The organism is Phytobacter sp. V91 (genome assembly GCF_965644225.1).
In the GTDB taxonomy this organism is placed as follows: domain Bacteria; phylum Pseudomonadota; class Gammaproteobacteria; order Enterobacterales; family Enterobacteriaceae; genus CBFFRJ01.
Genome location: NZ_CBFFRJ010000126.1, coordinates 1 through 15,063, shown reverse-complemented (window position 1 = coordinate 15,063; position 15,063 = coordinate 1). Strand labels below are relative to the sequence as shown.

The following is a 15,063-nucleotide window of genomic DNA, read 5'->3' as shown; positions in this document are numbered from 1 at the left end:
TTCGCGCGACTGACTTAAAGGTCAAACCTTTCGGAGTCCCCCGGCAAAGCCGGGGGTTTACCGGACTTAATTAATAATTCACTTCATAAAGATAACGATTGCCCACGACAAAAATATCAATCATATTGTGATATTCATCACAATATATATTATTGCGCAAAAAATTAAGTTTATTAAATTTAAACAACTATTAAGCAGCAATTAAATGATAAAAGTTAAGTAACACTGAGAGTATTGGCCATTTAATTTCAGCCGTCATTAACTGTTCAAAACCTGGTTTGCGTGCATAAAAAAACCGACAAGGCGTCGGTTTAAATAAAACAGAGTCACTCTAATAATCATTAATAATACATCCGGATATTATTAATTAATAAATAACGCTGACATTAATGGTATCCGTATAAACACCAGGAGCGACCGCAAGGCTATTTCCGCCACTTCTGATACGACCATATAAGGTGTAATAATCGACGCCATCCGCAGTGGATGCCCGCGACAAGGGCGAATTATTGGCGATCTCGCTACTGAAGCCGCCATCGCTGTAAATACTGTACGCGACGCCCTGACTGCTATTGCCGGCATTGCGTAAGTAGCGGGCCGTATTGCCTGGCAAACCGACGGCTGTTGCGGGGGCAACCGTGTTGCTGTTGCCAGTGACTACGACACTATAGCTGCTGTTTGTGCACTGTACGCCAAAGGTATTGCCGCCGTTTCCACCAGAGGATAATTGCGTACTCAGCTGAGAAAAGGTGATCGGGCTGGCCCCAAAATCCAGTGAACCAAAAGAGAGGCCATTCTGGCTTGCTGAGCCATTAATTAAACAGCCGTTGGTGAGCGTCAGGCTTACGCCAATAGTACCGCTGCTGGTTGCCGCCTCTGCACCGGGTAACGAGAAAGCGGCGATACAACCCAGGGCAATATGATATTTATTCATTTCGCAGTTCCGGAATAACGCAACTTATTAATAAATCTGTATATAAATTAAAAGAATCGCATTTCCATAGCTGCCCGACATGACGTCATTCTTTAAACTTTAATAAAGATGAGTTTGCTGACTTAATATATTTAATGAAATCAGTGCATTGTAATAATCAGCACTGAAGTTTAACTTAAGTCATAAAGTGGTTTTATTCACTTTAGTACGACTAATGAATCATATAACAAGTTAAGCATGAAGAAAACATTCTTTACATGCCCTTAAATATATTAACGAGGCACAGAAACGCTTTAATGTGGGAGTAAAATGAAGGGAGTACAAAAGTCAGAGCAGCGATGAGAAACAGGACACACCGAAACAGCAAAGCTCTTCTGCCGGGCGGCAGAAGAGCTTTTTGTCTTAAGCGACCTGAGTCGCTGCGATATCCAGCAGAGCCATCTCGTCGCTGTTCAGCAGCTTCTCAATGTTCACCAGAATCAGCATACGATCGCCAAGCGCACCCAGACCTGTCAGGTATTCGGTAGACAGGGTAACGGCGAATTCCGGCGCCGGACGAATTTGATCGGAAGCCAGCGACAGCACATCAGATACGCCATCAACGACGATACCGACCACGCGCTGACCGAAGTTCAGCACGATAACGACGGTGTTGTCATTGTACTCAACTTCGCTCTGGCTGAACTTCACGCGCAGATCGACGATGGGCACTATCACACCGCGAAGATTGGTCACGCCTTTGATAAAGTCAGGTGTATTGGCAATACGGGTGACCTGATCATAACCCCGAATTTCCTGAACTTTCAGAATATCGATACCATATTCTTCATTGCCCAGGGTAAACACCAGGAACTCCTGACCTGATGGCTCGCCCGCCAGTTTTGCTACATTACTCATACCGGTCATGTTTTTACCTTTTTACTCAATCAGGCGGCTGTGTGCGCCATACGGTGTTCGCGGTTTAATCCCTGCAATGCCGAAACATCGACAATCAGCGCAACGCTACCATCACCAAGGATGGTTGCCGCAGAAATACCCGGCACTTTGCGATAATTGCTTTCAAGGTTTTTCACCACAACCTGATGTTGACCGATCAGCTGATCCACCAGCAGCGCGTAGCGACGACCTGCGCTTTGCAGGATCACGACAATCCCCTGCGTAGCTTCGGTTTTCGCACCGGACACATCAAATACTTTCCACAATTCCACCAGCGGCAGATATTCGCCACGCACCTCAAGTACGCGCTCACCACCGGCCAGCGGATGGAGGTCTTCATCACGCGGTTGCAGTGATTCCATCACGGCATTCAGCGGAAGAATAAAGACTTCGTCATTCACTTTGACGGACATACCGTCAAGGATCGCGAGGGTCAACGGCAGCAGAATACGAATCGTCGTGCCCTGACCTTGCTTAGATTTAATCTCAACGTGACCACCCATTTCCTGGATGTTACGTTTTACCACGTCCATGCCCACGCCACGGCCTGAAACGTCAGTAACCTGTTCAGCGGTAGAGAAGCCAGGGGCGAAAATCAGCATCCCCACATCTTCATCAGACATGTTTTCGTGAACCGACATGCCTTGCGAAATCGCCTTGGCAAGAATACGGTCGCGGTTCAGACCCGCACCGTCATCGGTCACTTCAATGCAGATATTCCCGCCCTGATGTTCCGCCGAGAGGGTCAGATTCCCTACCGGAGATTTACCCGCTTCCACGCGTTTTTCCGGGGTCTCAATCCCATGGTCGAGGCTGTTACGCACCAGGTGCGTTAACGGATCGATAATACGTTCGATCAGGCTCTTATCCAGTTCAGTTGAACTGCCGATCTGCGTCAGTTCAACCTGCTTATCCAGTTTGCTGGCCAAGTCGCGAACCAGACGCGGGAAGCGGCTGAAGACGTATTCCATCGGCATCATACGGATGGACATCACCGATTCCTGCAGATCGCGTGCGTTGCGCTGCAGCTGGGTCATGCTGGTTATCAAATCACCGTGGTTGACCGGATCCAGTTCATTTGAACGCTGGGCCAGCATTGACTGAGTAATAACCAGTTCACCCACGAGGTTAATCAGTTGGTCTACTTTTTCGACCGCGACACGAATACTGGTTGATTCGCTGGCGCGCGCCGGTTTTTCAGCACGCCCTGCCGGTTGCTCTTTCGGCACGGCTTTCAGCGCTGGCGGTTGGGCCGCCGCTGGAGCCGCCTCTACCGCAGCGACAGGTGCCGGTTCGGCGGCAACCACATCTTCAACGGCTTCAGTTTGCGCAGAGGCCGTGGCGGTCTCAAAGGCAATCTGATCGGGCTCAATCACAAAGCAGAGTACTGCGATGATATCGTCCTGACCGACACCGCCGTCGAGAGTAGCGCTAAGGGTATCAGTCCCTTTGACCACATCGCTGAGGGTTGTCAGATTACCCAGCTCTTCCTCGAGCAGATTGACCTCAGCCTCTTTCAGGCGCGACAGGACAATACGCAGTTTTCCGTCGGGTTGGTCAGTGTTAGCCGTGGTGACAGCATCAAGAGAGGCCGTATCCACGACCGACAATTTCGCTCCACTGGTTGCGGCCGGTACAACTTCACCTTTGGCTTCCAGCGCTAACTGACGTAGCGCGTTACAGATATATTCAAAGCTGGCGGCATCAGGCTCGGTGGAGCTTTTATAGGCGTCGAGCTGTTCCTGCATAATATCTTTGGTTTCCAAAAACAGGTTGATAATGTCGGTATTGAGCTGCATCTCTCCGCGGCGAGCTTCATCAAGCAGGTTTTCCATCAAGTGCGTGGTTTCCTGCAAAATGGTGAAGCCAAACGTGCCAGCACCTCCTTTTATGGAGTGAGCTGCACGAAAGATGGCATTGAGTTGTTCGGAATCTGGAGCTTCGGGCACCAAATCCAGCAGGTGCTGTTCCATATCCGCCAACAACTCGTCAGCTTCATCGAAGAACGTCTGATAAAAATCGCTAATATCCATGCTCACGCTATCACCTCGAGTCGGGTTGTGGCGATGTGGTAACTGCTGCCGCAGGCGCAGATGCTGGCGTTGTCGCTGCCCCTGCCTCCGGCTGTCTAATGACGCTTATTGGCACATTCTGGCTTTCGGCGTTTTCATGCAGAATGGCTTCTTCTGCTTGTTTGTTTAGCACCAAAAGGCTGATACGCCGGTTGATTGCTTCGTTTGCTCCGCGAGCAGCGAGACGCATTGTCGCTGCCATGCCGATCACCCGCAGCATTTTCCCATCGTCGAGTCCCCCGGTAACCAGTTCCCGCCGCGATGCGTTTGCACGATCCGCAGAGAGTTCCCAGTTGCTGTATCCTTTCTCACCGTTGGCGTAGGGATAGTCATCGGTGTGTCCGGAAATGCTAATTTTGTTCGGTATTTCATTCAGTATTGGCGCAATAGCCCGCAGGATGTCGCGCATATAGGGCTCAACTTCCGCACTGCCGGTTTTAAACATTGGGCGGTTCTGGCTGTCGATAATCTGAATGCGTAACCCTTCCTGAACGAGGTCAATCTTCAGATGCGGACGCAGCGCCCGCAGCTTAGGGTCGGCCTCAATCAGTTGATCCAGTTCACCACGTAATTTACTCAGCCGGTTTTGCTCCATGCGTTTTCTCAACTCTTCGATATTCGGCTGTTTCTTCACTTCACCCGTCTGCTGGGTAAAGTCATCGCCACCGCCCGGGATCGGGCTGTCGCTGTTTGCTATGCGCTGGCCTCCGGTCACCGCCGTCGCCAGCGGCGTACGGAAATATTCGGCAATCTGGATAAGCTCTTTCGGGCTGGAGATGGAGATCAGCCACATCACCAGGAAAAACGCCATCATCGCCGTCATAAAGTCGGCATAGGCAATCTTCCAGGAGCCGTGCGCTCCACCGCCATGAACTTTATGTTTTTTGCGTCTTACGACGACGATAGGATGGGACTGATTTTTCATGCGTCCTCAGTCGTTGTCTGTTGGTTCGGGTTTCTTACCGCACGCACATGCTCATCAAGTTCGACAAACGATGGACGTTCGGTGGAGTACAGGGTCTTACGCCCAAATTCAACCGCGATCGGCGGCGCATAGCCGTTCAGGTTGGACAGCAGTGTGATCTTCACGCACTGCATCATCTTGGTGGTTTCCGCACTCTTCTGGCGTAACACACTGGCCAGCGGCGAGATAAACCCATAAGCCAGCAAAATACCCAGGAAAGTCCCTACCATCGCGTGAGCAATCAACGCCCCCAGTTCCGCTGCCGGACGATCCGCGGAGGCCAGTGCGTGAACCACGCCCATTACCGCCGCAACGATACCAAAAGCAGGCAGTGAATCCCCTACCGCTGCCAGCGCGTTTGCCGGGACTTCAGCTTCACTTTCATGGGTTTCGATCTCTTCGTCCATCAGGGCTTCGATTTCGAAGGTATTCATGTTTCCGCTGATGATAAGCCGCAGATAATCCACGATAAATTCCAGCATCGTTTGATCAGCCAGAATACGTGGATAGCTGGCGAAGATTTCACTCTCTTTCGGATTCTCAATGTCTCTTTCCAGAGAGAACATCCCTTGCTGGCGAGATTTCGCCATCAGGCGATACAGCAGCGCCAGCAAGTCCATATACATACTTTTGGTGTATTTGGAGCGACGGAAAAGTATCGGCAACGCTTTGATGGTGCCCTTGATAGCTTTGCCGTTATTGCCCACGATGAATGCACCAATACCCGCACCGCCGATGATGATAAGCTCCGACGGTTGATAAAGTGCGCCAAGGTGCCCGCCGGTCATCATATAACCGCCTAAGACAGCACCAACAACCACTATGTAACCTAATACGATAAGCACGACATCATCCTTCCGCTAATGACTATGGCAAGGGTAAACAGCTTTCAGGGTTTGGTTTTCGCGACAGCCAGGCAAAAAAAAAGCAGCGGTAAACTTCACCGCTGCTGGAGTTTTTCACACCTGATTCGGTCAAACAGCCTGATCGATCTGTTCATCCAGCAGTTGTGGAATTATATCGGCAGCATCACGGGAAAGTTTACGTCTTTTTACCGCTCGGGATGGCGGTTGGCATAAACTGCAGGCAAAACTGCCAACTGGCTGATGTGCATGGGTAATAAAATTACCGTTGCAGCAATTACAGTGCGACAACTCCAGCATTCCACTTTCCACAAAACGCACCAGTGTCCAGGCACGCGTCAGGGCCAAAAGTGGGCCTTCCTCTGGTTGAGAGCACTGTTCGAGATAGAGCCGATAAGCTTTGATGACGGCATCCACACCACTACAAAGCCCGGTTTTCAGTAGATACTGCCAGGCATTACAGAACATGGACGCGTGAATGTTTTGCTCCCACGTCATAAACCAGTCAGTGGAGAATGGCAGCATGCCTTTCGGCGGCGGGCTGCCACGCAACTCTTTGTAGAGTTTAATGAGACGACCACGGCTAAGTTGGGTCTCACTCTCCAGCATCTGCAAACGCGCACCCAGAGAAATTAATTCCATAGCGAGCTGAATGTCACGGGCTTCCTGAACAATGCTTTTTTCGCTCATGATTATGCCCTTTTCTTCCGGGCGGCAGCATCGCCATTTTGACTGGATTCGGAAAGCAGACGAGTAGACAACAGAATGCCGGTATGGATTTGCTGCAGATCGTCCACACGGGATTCCTGAGTCAGACGCGTGATGGTCTGATGATTATCGAAGCGGAACTGGCAGATAACCTGATTGGTTTCAGCCAGCTTAACCATTTGCGGAAGCGTTAATTCTCCCATCGTGTTGGCCATTTCTTCATTGATGCCTAAGCGAAACATAGCTGAAGGCTTGTCCTGACTGATCAGACGCTGAGCAAGGAGCAAGTATGACAAATTGATGTCATAAATGTGTTTCAGCAACTCGGATGTATGCATTTTTCCCATCCCGAATAACCAACTTGTGTCTTATGCGGATTAACCGCACCCCGTGATGTCGCCGGGAAAAACCCGGTAAAAAAAGAAAGGCTAAATGCATATCTAACTTAGGATCTGGTGAGAAAGGCGTCGCTTTAATGTTAGCGCCTTGCCACACTCTTAATCATTTCTTACAAAGAACTAAGACTTTTCCTAATTCGACGCAACTTTACTCGTAGGTGCTGATACATACAATGTGACCGTGGAGAAATTTTGAAAATTATGTAATCCACGTCACATAATTTAATCGATTATTCGCAAGAAATCTATCAGTCCCTCTTCATATTCGAACACTTTTTGTTCTATTAAACGTCTTTTCTATTCCTTTTGTGCGAATAGTCATGCAAAAAACTTGCGCAATCTAAAGATACTGGTCTGATGTCTTGCTTTTGCCGGGATTAGCAAATCCTTATCTGTTTCTAAAAAAGAATCGATAATAAAATATTATAGAAAACAGCCTATTATGTGATCAACTCCGCTAACTAATTGCAGATTGCGATAATACAAATGTCGTTAATCATCACGATTAATAATTTCTCAGTTCAACTTTAAATTCTGTGAGTTTTAGATAAGTGACTAATATCAGTTAAGATGAAGAAAGATTAGTCTGCTCATTCGGTAAGAATAATTAATGAATATTTATGATATTCTTCACATGAATGTCATTTTCAGAGGTTGTACCATTGGCGTAAAGCACACAAAGCTGTTAAGTGAACCTAAGAATAAGGAGCCAGGCATGGGCTACGCTCACCTGTTGGTTGCTGTTTCGGTGTCACCTGAAAGCCATAAGCTGTTGGCCAAAGCGGTGTCAATAGCACGTCCGTTTCAGGCCCGCCTGAGTCTTATCACCCTAATGTCCGATCCCGAAATGTATAATCATTTTGCCGCGCCGATGATGGAGAGCGTCCGCGACGTGCTTCAGGAAGAAGTGCAACAGTTTATGAGTGAGCTGGTGATGCGGGCAGACTACCCGGTTGAACAGACCATTATCGCCTGTGGAGAGCTTAGCGAGCACGTTCAGCACACGTGCCGGACGCAGGGTGTCGACCTGGTGATTTACGGTAATCACAATCAGGGGTTTCTTTCTCGCGCAACCTGCTCTGCGAAATCAATTATTGGCAGCAGCGGTGTGGATGTCCTGCTGGTTCCACTCAGGGAGCCATAACGCGACTCCCGCGAGTGCACAGGCTTTACGCCAGTTTGGGGAAGGCCGCCACTTTGTTTTGTAGATTGCTCCGGGCACTACGTGGCGTGATGTTCTTTAAATCGTCGATAAACCTCGCCTGCCAGTGATGGATATCATTATCCTTAATCACCGCCATCATCTCCGCATGGCGCGATATACGCTCAGCCAGAGGCATGGTCAGCGCCCTGTTGAGTGCCATGGCCACATCATCGCGGTCATAAGGATTTACGATGAGTGCCGACGTCAACTCATTAGCCGCGCCGGCAAATTGCGACAGCACCAGAACCCCCGGATTGGCAGGATCCTGTGCGGCCACATACTCCTTGGCCACCAGGTTCATCCCGTCACGCAGCGGCGTCACCAGCCCGACTTCGGCATAGCGGAACACCTTCATCAATACCTTGCGGTCAAAATGTTGATTCAGATAATAAAGCGGGGTCCAGCCTAGCTGACCGTATTTGCCATTGATTCGACCGGCTTCAGTTTCCAGTTGATGGCGGATATCCTGATAAGCCTGCACCTCTCCTCTGGAGGTTGGGGCTATCTGGGTATAACGAATTTTACCGTGATGGCGGGGGTATTTCTCCAGTAAGGCTTCATAGGCCAGAAAACGTTCCGGCAGCCCTTTGGAGTAATCCAGCCGCTCTACGGAAAAAATGTTCTTCACATTCTTAAGCTCGTTTTTAAGCTGTGCCAGTTTGGGCGGCATCGGGCCTGATGCCTGCTGCGCAATCTCTTCCGGCTCAATACCAATCGGGTAGACCTCGGTGCGGAAGTTTTTGCCCCACGCGGTATGGTTTTTACCCCCTCGCGTTGTCACCCGGGTCTGCACGGAGATGGAGTCGAGAAAGGCCAGTCGGTCACTTTCCGTCTGGAATCCAACCAGATCATAGTCACACAGTGCTTCCAGCAGCTCGGCATGCGGCGGCAGTGCGTTAAAGATTTCCGGCGTCGGAAAAGGAATGTGCAGGAAGAAGCCGATGCGATTATTTATCCCCCGGCGGCGTAACTCGCTGGCAAAGGGAAGCAGGTGATAATCATGTACCCACAGGATGTCATCCTGCTGGAGTAAAGGCAGCAGTTTATCGGCCAGCAAGGCATTGACCCTTTGATAACCTTCCCAGGCATCCCGCTGATAATTCACCAGATCAAGACGATAGTGAAACGCCGGCCAGAGTACGGCATTGGAAAATTGTGAATAGTATTGCTCGTAATTTTCCTCACTTAAATTAAAGGATGCCCAGCTGATGTTACCCCGGGATACCTTTTTTAGCGGCGCGTCCTCATCGCCGGTTTCACCGCTCCAGCCGAACCATAATCCACCGGTCGCTTTGAGCGCGCCGAGGATCCCCACAGCCAGTCCACCCGCACTGGATTTCTTTTCATCAGGCGGTGCAATTCGATTAGATACTACGACTAAGCGACTCATAGCCATCTCTCCTGTTTGTTCGCGCCTTTTCTTGTTGTTGATGATCGGTAAGACGTTTTAGCCACTGATAGACGTCATGTACGCTTCCCAGCCGGTATTGGGCCTGAGTTTGCCCTGCCCCGACTTTTACTGATACTCCCTGCGCCTGGTTAACCACATCGAACCCATGCTCATCGGTCAGGTCATCCCCCACGAAGACCGGCGTTTTAGCAAAAAAAGGCGGCTCCCGTAAAAATGCCGCGATGGCAGCCCCTTTGTTAATCCCTGAGGGTTTAATCTCAATGACGCATTTACCCGGCTGCATTTCGAGCAGCGGATAGCGCGCCACAATCCCGCTGCCCAGCGCCAGGATCGCCTTTTCATGCTGAGGCACCTGGCGATAATGCAACGCAAAGGCCATGCCTTTTGCTTCCAGTTGCGTACCGTCCAGTTGCGCCATTTTCGCGTTGAGCTCGTGCTCAAGGGACTGCACCAAATCTTTGGGCAACGTCACCCGGTGGGTTTCACCGTTGATGTCACGGCGCTCTGCCCCATGCACTCCCGCTAACGGGAAATGATGCGGACTGGCAAGCTCGTCCAGCTCAGCCATCGAACGCCCTGAAATCAACGCCAGCGCACCGTCGCACAAAGTTGCAAGCCGCTTGAGACGTTCGAGAACGTCCGGGGGGACAAAAACCTGATCCGGTTGCGGTTTGATGTCTGCGAGGGTTCCATCGAGGTCGAAAAAAAAGGCAAAATTCCCGGAAAATACAGGCGGTACAGATAACAAGTCAGCCACCCTGGTCTCCTCCTTACAATGTGAGTGAAAGGTCTCTTGCGATAGCCTTTCATTATCATTAGCTATGTAAGTATAGACAGTGTGACGCCGCTCGCCATTTTATGCGAAACCCACCGCCCGAATTAACGGTCGGTGGGTTTGATAACTAAACTTAAAGATTGGGGCGCGGATTTCAGACGGTGCGTTTAGCTTTCTGTTTGTAACGGTCAAAAATAACGGCCGCAAGCAAGATTAAACCACGGACGACATACTGAGCGAACGGCGAGATATTCAGCAGGTTCATGGCGTTCTCAACGGTCCCCAGAATCAGGATCCCGGCCACCACGTAAGAAATCTTGCCAATCCCGCCCTTCAGGGACACGCCGCCCAGCACGCATGCTGAGATAACAATCAGCTCATAACCAATAGAGGTCATCGGCTGACCGCTGGTCATACGCGAGGCAAGGATGATACCTGCCGCCGCCGAGACCAGACCTGAAAGCACAAAGATGATTATTTTGGTCCGGACCACCGGCACACCGGCCAGACGAGCGGCTTCTTCATTGCCGCCAATCGCCAGGGTATTACGGCCAAAAGTGGTTCTGTTGAGCAGAAAACCGAACACAATCAGGCAGACAACCGTCAGCCAGATCGGCGCGGGTAAGCCTAACCAGTTGGCATAGCCGAGGGTAAAGAAGCTCTCGTCTTCAATCCCCACCGCTTTACCGTCGGAAATGATATAGGCCAGACCGCGGACGATTTGCATGGTGGCAAGAGTGGTTATCAGGGCGTTGATCTTAAGACGCGCAATCACGAAGCCATTGATAAAACCGCTGACCACGCCCAGCATCAGGCCCGCAAAAACACCAATCCATAAACTTTCACTAAGGTTAATCACCACGGCGGTCGTCACACCGGCACAGGCAATCACCGAGGCCACCGAGAGGTCGAAGTCGCCAGAGGCCAGGCAGAACAGCATGCCGCAGGCCACCATGCCGGACATCGAAATCGCCAGCCCCAGCCCCTTCATGTTAATAAAGGTGGCAAAATTGGGTACGAAGAAAGCACAACCGATAAACAGCACGGCAAAAACCACCAGCATGCCGAACTGATCCCAAATGCGCCCGAATGAAAATGGCGACTTTGATGCGCCGGAAGACGTTAAAGATGACATCATATTCTCCTCGCTCAGGCGACAGCCTGGCTAACTTTGGGCATTGCGAGGCTTAATGCTCGCTGTTCATCAGCCTGACCATGAAGCAGTTCTCCGGCAATTTCGCCTTCACGCATCACCACGATGCGATCGGCAACGCCAAGGACTTCCGGCAGGTCACTGGAGGCAAACAACACCGCGACGCCACGGGCTGCCAGCGCGTAAATAACGTTATAGATTTCATGCTTCGCCCCGACGTCAATGCCGCGGGTCGGCTCATCAAGCAAAATCACTTTCATCTCTTCGGAGAGCCAGCGCCCCAGAATGGCTTTCTGCTGATTGCCCCCGGAAAGATTCATGATCAACTGGTCAGCACCGGGAGTTTTGATGTTCAGGGCATCGATATGATGCTGCGCATTTTCCACTTCCCAGCTGTCATTAATTAAGCATCCCGCCCGAATGTATTTACGCCGGGCACTGATGTTGATATTTTCCCGTACCGAGTGCACCGGAATAATGCCGTCAGCTTTTCGGTCTTCCGGGCAGAGCATCATGCCGGCGCTGATGGCATGGGCGGGTTTTTGAATATTGACCTGCTGCTTGTCGATAAAAACCTGGCCTTCGGTGATACGGGTACCGCCAAACAGGCCTTTCATTAATTCACTGCGTCCGGCGCCGACCAGACCAAACAAGCCGACAATTTCACCGCTGCGCACCGTCAGGCTGATCGGGGTACGCACTCCCGGCGCTTTTACCTGCTCCAGGCGCAGACGCTCTTCGCCGTAGTCACGAAGTTTCCAGCCGTAAATATCACCCAGTTCCCTGCCGACCATCGCCTGGACCAGCAGATCATGATTGACCTGCTGCATATCAGAGAATGTGCGCACATAGCGGCCATCTTTAAAGACGGTTATCGCATCGCTCAGGGCAAAGATCTCTTCCATACGGTGGGAGACATACAGGATGACGCGTCCTTCATTGCGCAACTCACGAATAACCCTGAACAGGTTTTCGATTTCACGGGCTGACAGCGAGCTGGTCGGTTCATCAAAGGCAATGATTTTGGCATTGCGCGCCAGAGCTTTGGCTATCTCCACCATCTGCCACTGGCCAATAGAGAGATATTTAAGCGGCGTTTGCGGATCGATATCCAGACCGAGATGCTGGAGCTGTAACCCGGCCTCGTAATTCAGCAATGAGCGGTTAACAAAACCGTTTTTGTGCGGCAACTGGCCGAGGTAGATATTCTCCGCAACCGTCATTTCCGGCACCAGGTGCAATTCCTGGTAAATAATCGCCACCCCGGCGTTCAGGGCCGCGGTGGTGTCGCTAAAGCTCACTTCCTGCCCTTTAATGGCAAGCGTCCCGGTGGTGGGCGCGTAATTTCCGCTGAGGACTTTTAGCAGGGTTGATTTACCTGCACCGTTTTCCCCCATCAGCGCATGAACCTGCCCGGCATGGCAGTCAAAGCTGATGTCGCTCAGGGCAGTAACGCCGGGGAACGTCTTACCAATACCGCGAAAAGAGAGATAAGGAGTTGAGTCTTGCATAACGTCTCCGTAAATCAGTGTCTAATGTCTCTTTGCCCCCCCCATTCGAAAACAGAGGGGGCTGTTTTTAGAGAGTTACTTCACGCCAAGACCTTTTTTTGCCAGCTCTTCTTTGAAGTTATCGCGGGTGATCAGCACCACATCGGTAACCGCAGTAAATTTCGGTGGCTCAACGCCTTTGGTCACCCACTTGTAGAGCAGTTCGCTGGTTTTGTACCCGTGCACATCCGGGCTTGGCAACAGAGAACCATAGAAACCGGTAGCCTGGGTTTTGGAGAGTTCACTCACCGCATCCACGCCATTAATACCCACGCCGATAACATTTGCCGCCTTAAAGCCCTGCCCTTCCGTAGCACGCACGCCGCCTAATACCGTGCTGTCGTTCATACCGACCACCAGCCAGTGTTTAACTTCAGGGTGCTGAACCAGCAGTGAGTTACCGGCATCAAATGCGCCAGGGATATCGTTCGATTTGGTGGGAACCTGGTAAATTTGTTTTTCCGGGAAGCCCGCTGCCTTCAGCGCATCCATGGAACCTGTCGTGCGACGACGGGCGGTATCCAGCTCATTAGCGGTGATAGCCATCACGGCGGTGTCTTTTACATCCCAGCCGCGTTTTTGCATCTCTTTATACAGTTCCTGTCCCTGACGGGCGCCAATTTCACTGGCCGCCATCATCACCAGAGGAACGGAGGTCATAGGTTCGCCTTTGGCGTTCACAAACTGGTCATCCACGGCAATGACTTTCATGTCATAACCGCGCGCTTTGGCGACAATCGCCGCACCCAGTTTTGGATCCGGAGTACAAATGACAAAGCCTTTCGCGCCACTGGCCGCCAGGCTGTCGATCGCATTCAGGGTTTTTTCACCGTCGGGAACGGCAATTTTGATCACCTCAAAGCCCAAATCTTTGCCTGCCTTATCAGCGAACTTCCACTCTGTCTGGAACCAGGGTTCTTCCGGCTGTTTGACCAAAAAGCCCAGTTTCATCGATTCAGCGATAGCGGATTGTGACATAACGGCGGCCAGACCAATGGCTGCCAACGCTTTAGTGAATTTGTGCATGGTTATCTCCAGCTTTGACATTCTTTTATGTAGGGGAAAATAACTACCGGTTGGTTTAAAAGTTAATAAAACAAGGTATTAGAGTCCACACTGCGCAGGACACCAGTGCTGGCAGTAGTTTTAGCGGGAAATTGATTCTCCATAGGAGAGCAATATCACACCGCAGAATTACAGTAATTACGTACATAAATTCAGCGGTTTTAGACATAAAAAAAGGCGTATTTGTCAGACAATTCTGGAGGGGGTTAGCAGATTAATCCATGGCATCAGCCATGTTATCCTTGTCCCCGGGCACCAGGCATACCCGGGGGAAGAGATTACCAGCGGTAATAGATATGCTCCGCGTGGTCACGAACCGGCGCTTCATCGCCCAGAAGACGGGCTGAAAGTGCGAAGGCGAAGTCAAAAGCGTGCCCCAGTCCTTTACCGCTCAGCAAATTGCCATCTTCAACTACCGGCGCATCAACATATTCACCGCCGCTGACGCCTTGCCACAGATCGCCGGAGCAGACGTAACGGCGCCCGTTCAGCAGGCCATTTCCTCCCAGCACACGGGCGGCCGCCGAGCAGATTGGGCAGATCAATTTATTCTGCGCGTCATGCGCTTTAATAAAGGCAACCACGTCGCCACTGGCGGCAAGGTTAACGCTGCCTTGCGGGCCGCCAGGCAACACCACCGCATCATAGAGGTGACTGCCACGATCGGACAGCGTATGGTCCGCCACCATAGGGATGTTGTGATAGCTGACAACCGCGCGCGATTCTGCACATGCCAGGGTCTCCACCTCAATATTCAAACGACGCAAAATATCAATCGTAATAATGGCTTCAGCTTCTTCGAAACCGGGCGCTAATAACACCGCCACTTTTTTCATCCTTTCGTTCCTTACCTGTATTAAAAGATATTTTTATTTTTAATCAAAACATCGTTTCAAAACAGTAAATGGCTCACATTACCCGCTTTACTTCGCCCGTTTATCACCTTGTCTGCTGCAGTAAGTATCCTCCGGCAGAGCCGGAGGCTTTAGGGTGAGCGCCTCAAAGGCGCCGACAAACCATGAGCCGCCCA

14 protein-coding genes are annotated in these 15,063 nt (G+C 50.9%); 1 reads left to right on the top strand and 13 read right to left on the bottom strand.

All coding sequences use genetic code 11. The annotated features are described in order from the left end of the window. Positions 1-367: 367 nt before the first annotated feature. From ACSZO4_RS20595 to flhD, 7 genes are all read right to left on the bottom strand, one after another. The gene (locus ACSZO4_RS20595; RefSeq protein ID WP_437890944.1) at positions 368-934 is read right to left on the bottom strand and encodes a Csu type fimbrial protein; all 567 of its coding nucleotides are present in this window, start codon (positions 932-934) and stop codon (positions 368-370) included. Between the two features lie 402 nt (positions 935-1,336). Beyond that, positions 1,337-1,840, bottom strand: a complete 504-nt coding sequence (cheW, locus tag ACSZO4_RS20590; RefSeq protein WP_437890943.1) for a chemotaxis protein CheW — start codon at positions 1,838-1,840, stop codon at positions 1,337-1,339. Between the two features lie 20 nt (positions 1,841-1,860). Further along, positions 1,861-3,909, bottom strand: a complete 2,049-nt coding sequence (gene cheA, locus ACSZO4_RS20585; RefSeq protein WP_437890942.1) for a chemotaxis protein CheA — start codon at positions 3,907-3,909, stop codon at positions 1,861-1,863. 4 nt (positions 3,910-3,913) lie between these two features. Beyond that, positions 3,914-4,867, bottom strand: a complete 954-nt coding sequence (gene motB, locus ACSZO4_RS20580; RefSeq protein ID WP_437890941.1) for a flagellar motor protein MotB — start codon at positions 4,865-4,867, stop codon at positions 3,914-3,916. Continuing rightward, positions 4,864-5,751: a flagellar motor stator protein MotA gene (gene motA, locus ACSZO4_RS20575; protein ID WP_437890940.1), complete on the bottom strand. Its 888-nt coding sequence runs from the start codon at positions 5,749-5,751 to the stop codon at positions 4,864-4,866. Before motA ends, motB begins: the two co-directional genes overlap by 4 nt. Before the next feature lie 129 nt (positions 5,752-5,880). After that, complete coding sequence (flhC, locus tag ACSZO4_RS20570; RefSeq protein ID WP_437890946.1) at positions 5,881-6,465, bottom strand: flagellar transcriptional regulator FlhC; 585 nt, start codon at positions 6,463-6,465, stop codon at positions 5,881-5,883. Next, positions 6,462-6,815, bottom strand: a complete 354-nt coding sequence (gene flhD, locus ACSZO4_RS20565; RefSeq protein WP_437890939.1) for a flagellar transcriptional regulator FlhD — start codon at positions 6,813-6,815, stop codon at positions 6,462-6,464. The genes flhC and flhD overlap by 4 nt, the downstream gene beginning before the upstream one ends. 775 nt (positions 6,816-7,590) lie before the next feature. On the opposite strand from flhD, the gene uspC reads away from it, so the two are divergent. After that, positions 7,591-8,019, top strand: coding sequence for a universal stress protein UspC (uspC, locus tag ACSZO4_RS20560; RefSeq protein WP_437890938.1), 429 nt, complete (start codon positions 7,591-7,593; stop codon positions 8,017-8,019). Between the two features lie 25 nt (positions 8,020-8,044). On the opposite strand, the gene otsA is transcribed toward uspC, so the two are convergent. The 6 genes from otsA to ACSZO4_RS20530 all read right to left on the bottom strand — a co-directional run bounded on the left by otsA (position 8,045) and on the right by ACSZO4_RS20530 (position 14,869). Further along, positions 8,045-9,469 (bottom strand): alpha,alpha-trehalose-phosphate synthase, encoded by a 1,425-nt coding sequence (gene otsA, locus ACSZO4_RS20555; protein ID WP_437890937.1) that lies wholly within the window; start codon positions 9,467-9,469, stop codon positions 8,045-8,047. Next, the gene (otsB, locus tag ACSZO4_RS20550) at positions 9,444-10,247 is read right to left on the bottom strand and encodes a trehalose-phosphatase (protein ID WP_437890936.1); all 804 of its coding nucleotides are present in this window, start codon (positions 10,245-10,247) and stop codon (positions 9,444-9,446) included. The genes otsA and otsB overlap by 26 nt, the downstream gene beginning before the upstream one ends. 172 nt (positions 10,248-10,419) lie before the next feature. Then, positions 10,420-11,400, bottom strand: coding sequence for an L-arabinose ABC transporter permease AraH (araH, locus tag ACSZO4_RS20545; RefSeq protein WP_437890945.1), 981 nt, complete (start codon positions 11,398-11,400; stop codon positions 10,420-10,422). Positions 11,401-11,414: 14 nt separating this feature from the next. Next, entirely contained in the window at positions 11,415-12,929 is a 1,515-nt protein-coding gene (araG, locus tag ACSZO4_RS20540; protein WP_437890935.1) for an L-arabinose ABC transporter ATP-binding protein AraG, read from the bottom strand. Between the two features lie 75 nt (positions 12,930-13,004). Further along, entirely contained in the window at positions 13,005-13,994 is a 990-nt protein-coding gene (locus tag ACSZO4_RS20535) for an arabinose ABC transporter substrate-binding protein (RefSeq protein ID WP_437890934.1), read from the bottom strand. 317 nt (positions 13,995-14,311) lie between these two features. Beyond that, a complete protein-coding gene (locus ACSZO4_RS20530) occupies positions 14,312-14,869 on the bottom strand; it encodes a DJ-1/PfpI family protein (RefSeq protein ID WP_437890933.1) in 558 nt (185 codons plus the stop codon). Between the last annotated feature and the right edge of the window lie 194 nt (positions 14,870-15,063).

Coding starts and splice junctions, on each gene's coding strand:
- cheW (WP_437890943.1), bottom strand. CDS start 1,840: ATGACCGGTATGAGTAATGTAGCAAAACTGGCGGGCGAGCCATCAGGT.
- ACSZO4_RS20535 (WP_437890934.1), bottom strand. CDS start 13,994: ATGCACAAATTCACTAAAGCGTTGGCAGCCATTGGTCTGGCCGCCGTT.
- araH (WP_437890945.1), bottom strand. CDS start 11,400: ATGTCATCTTTAACGTCTTCCGGCGCATCAAAGTCGCCATTTTCATTC.
- flhD (WP_437890939.1), bottom strand. CDS start 6,815: ATGCATACATCCGAGTTGCTGAAACACATTTATGACATCAATTTGTCA.
- araG (WP_437890935.1), bottom strand. CDS start 12,929: ATGCAAGACTCAACTCCTTATCTCTCTTTTCGCGGTATTGGTAAGACG.
- uspC (WP_437890938.1), top strand. CDS start 7,591: ATGGGCTACGCTCACCTGTTGGTTGCTGTTTCGGTGTCACCTGAAAGC.
- motB (WP_437890941.1), bottom strand. CDS start 4,867: ATGAAAAATCAGTCCCATCCTATCGTCGTCGTAAGACGCAAAAAACAT.
- ACSZO4_RS20595 (WP_437890944.1), bottom strand. CDS start 934: ATGAATAAATATCATATTGCCCTGGGTTGTATCGCCGCTTTCTCGTTA.
- otsA (WP_437890937.1), bottom strand. CDS start 9,469: ATGAGTCGCTTAGTCGTAGTATCTAATCGAATTGCACCGCCTGATGAA.
- ACSZO4_RS20530 (WP_437890933.1), bottom strand. CDS start 14,869: ATGAAAAAAGTGGCGGTGTTATTAGCGCCCGGTTTCGAAGAAGCTGAA.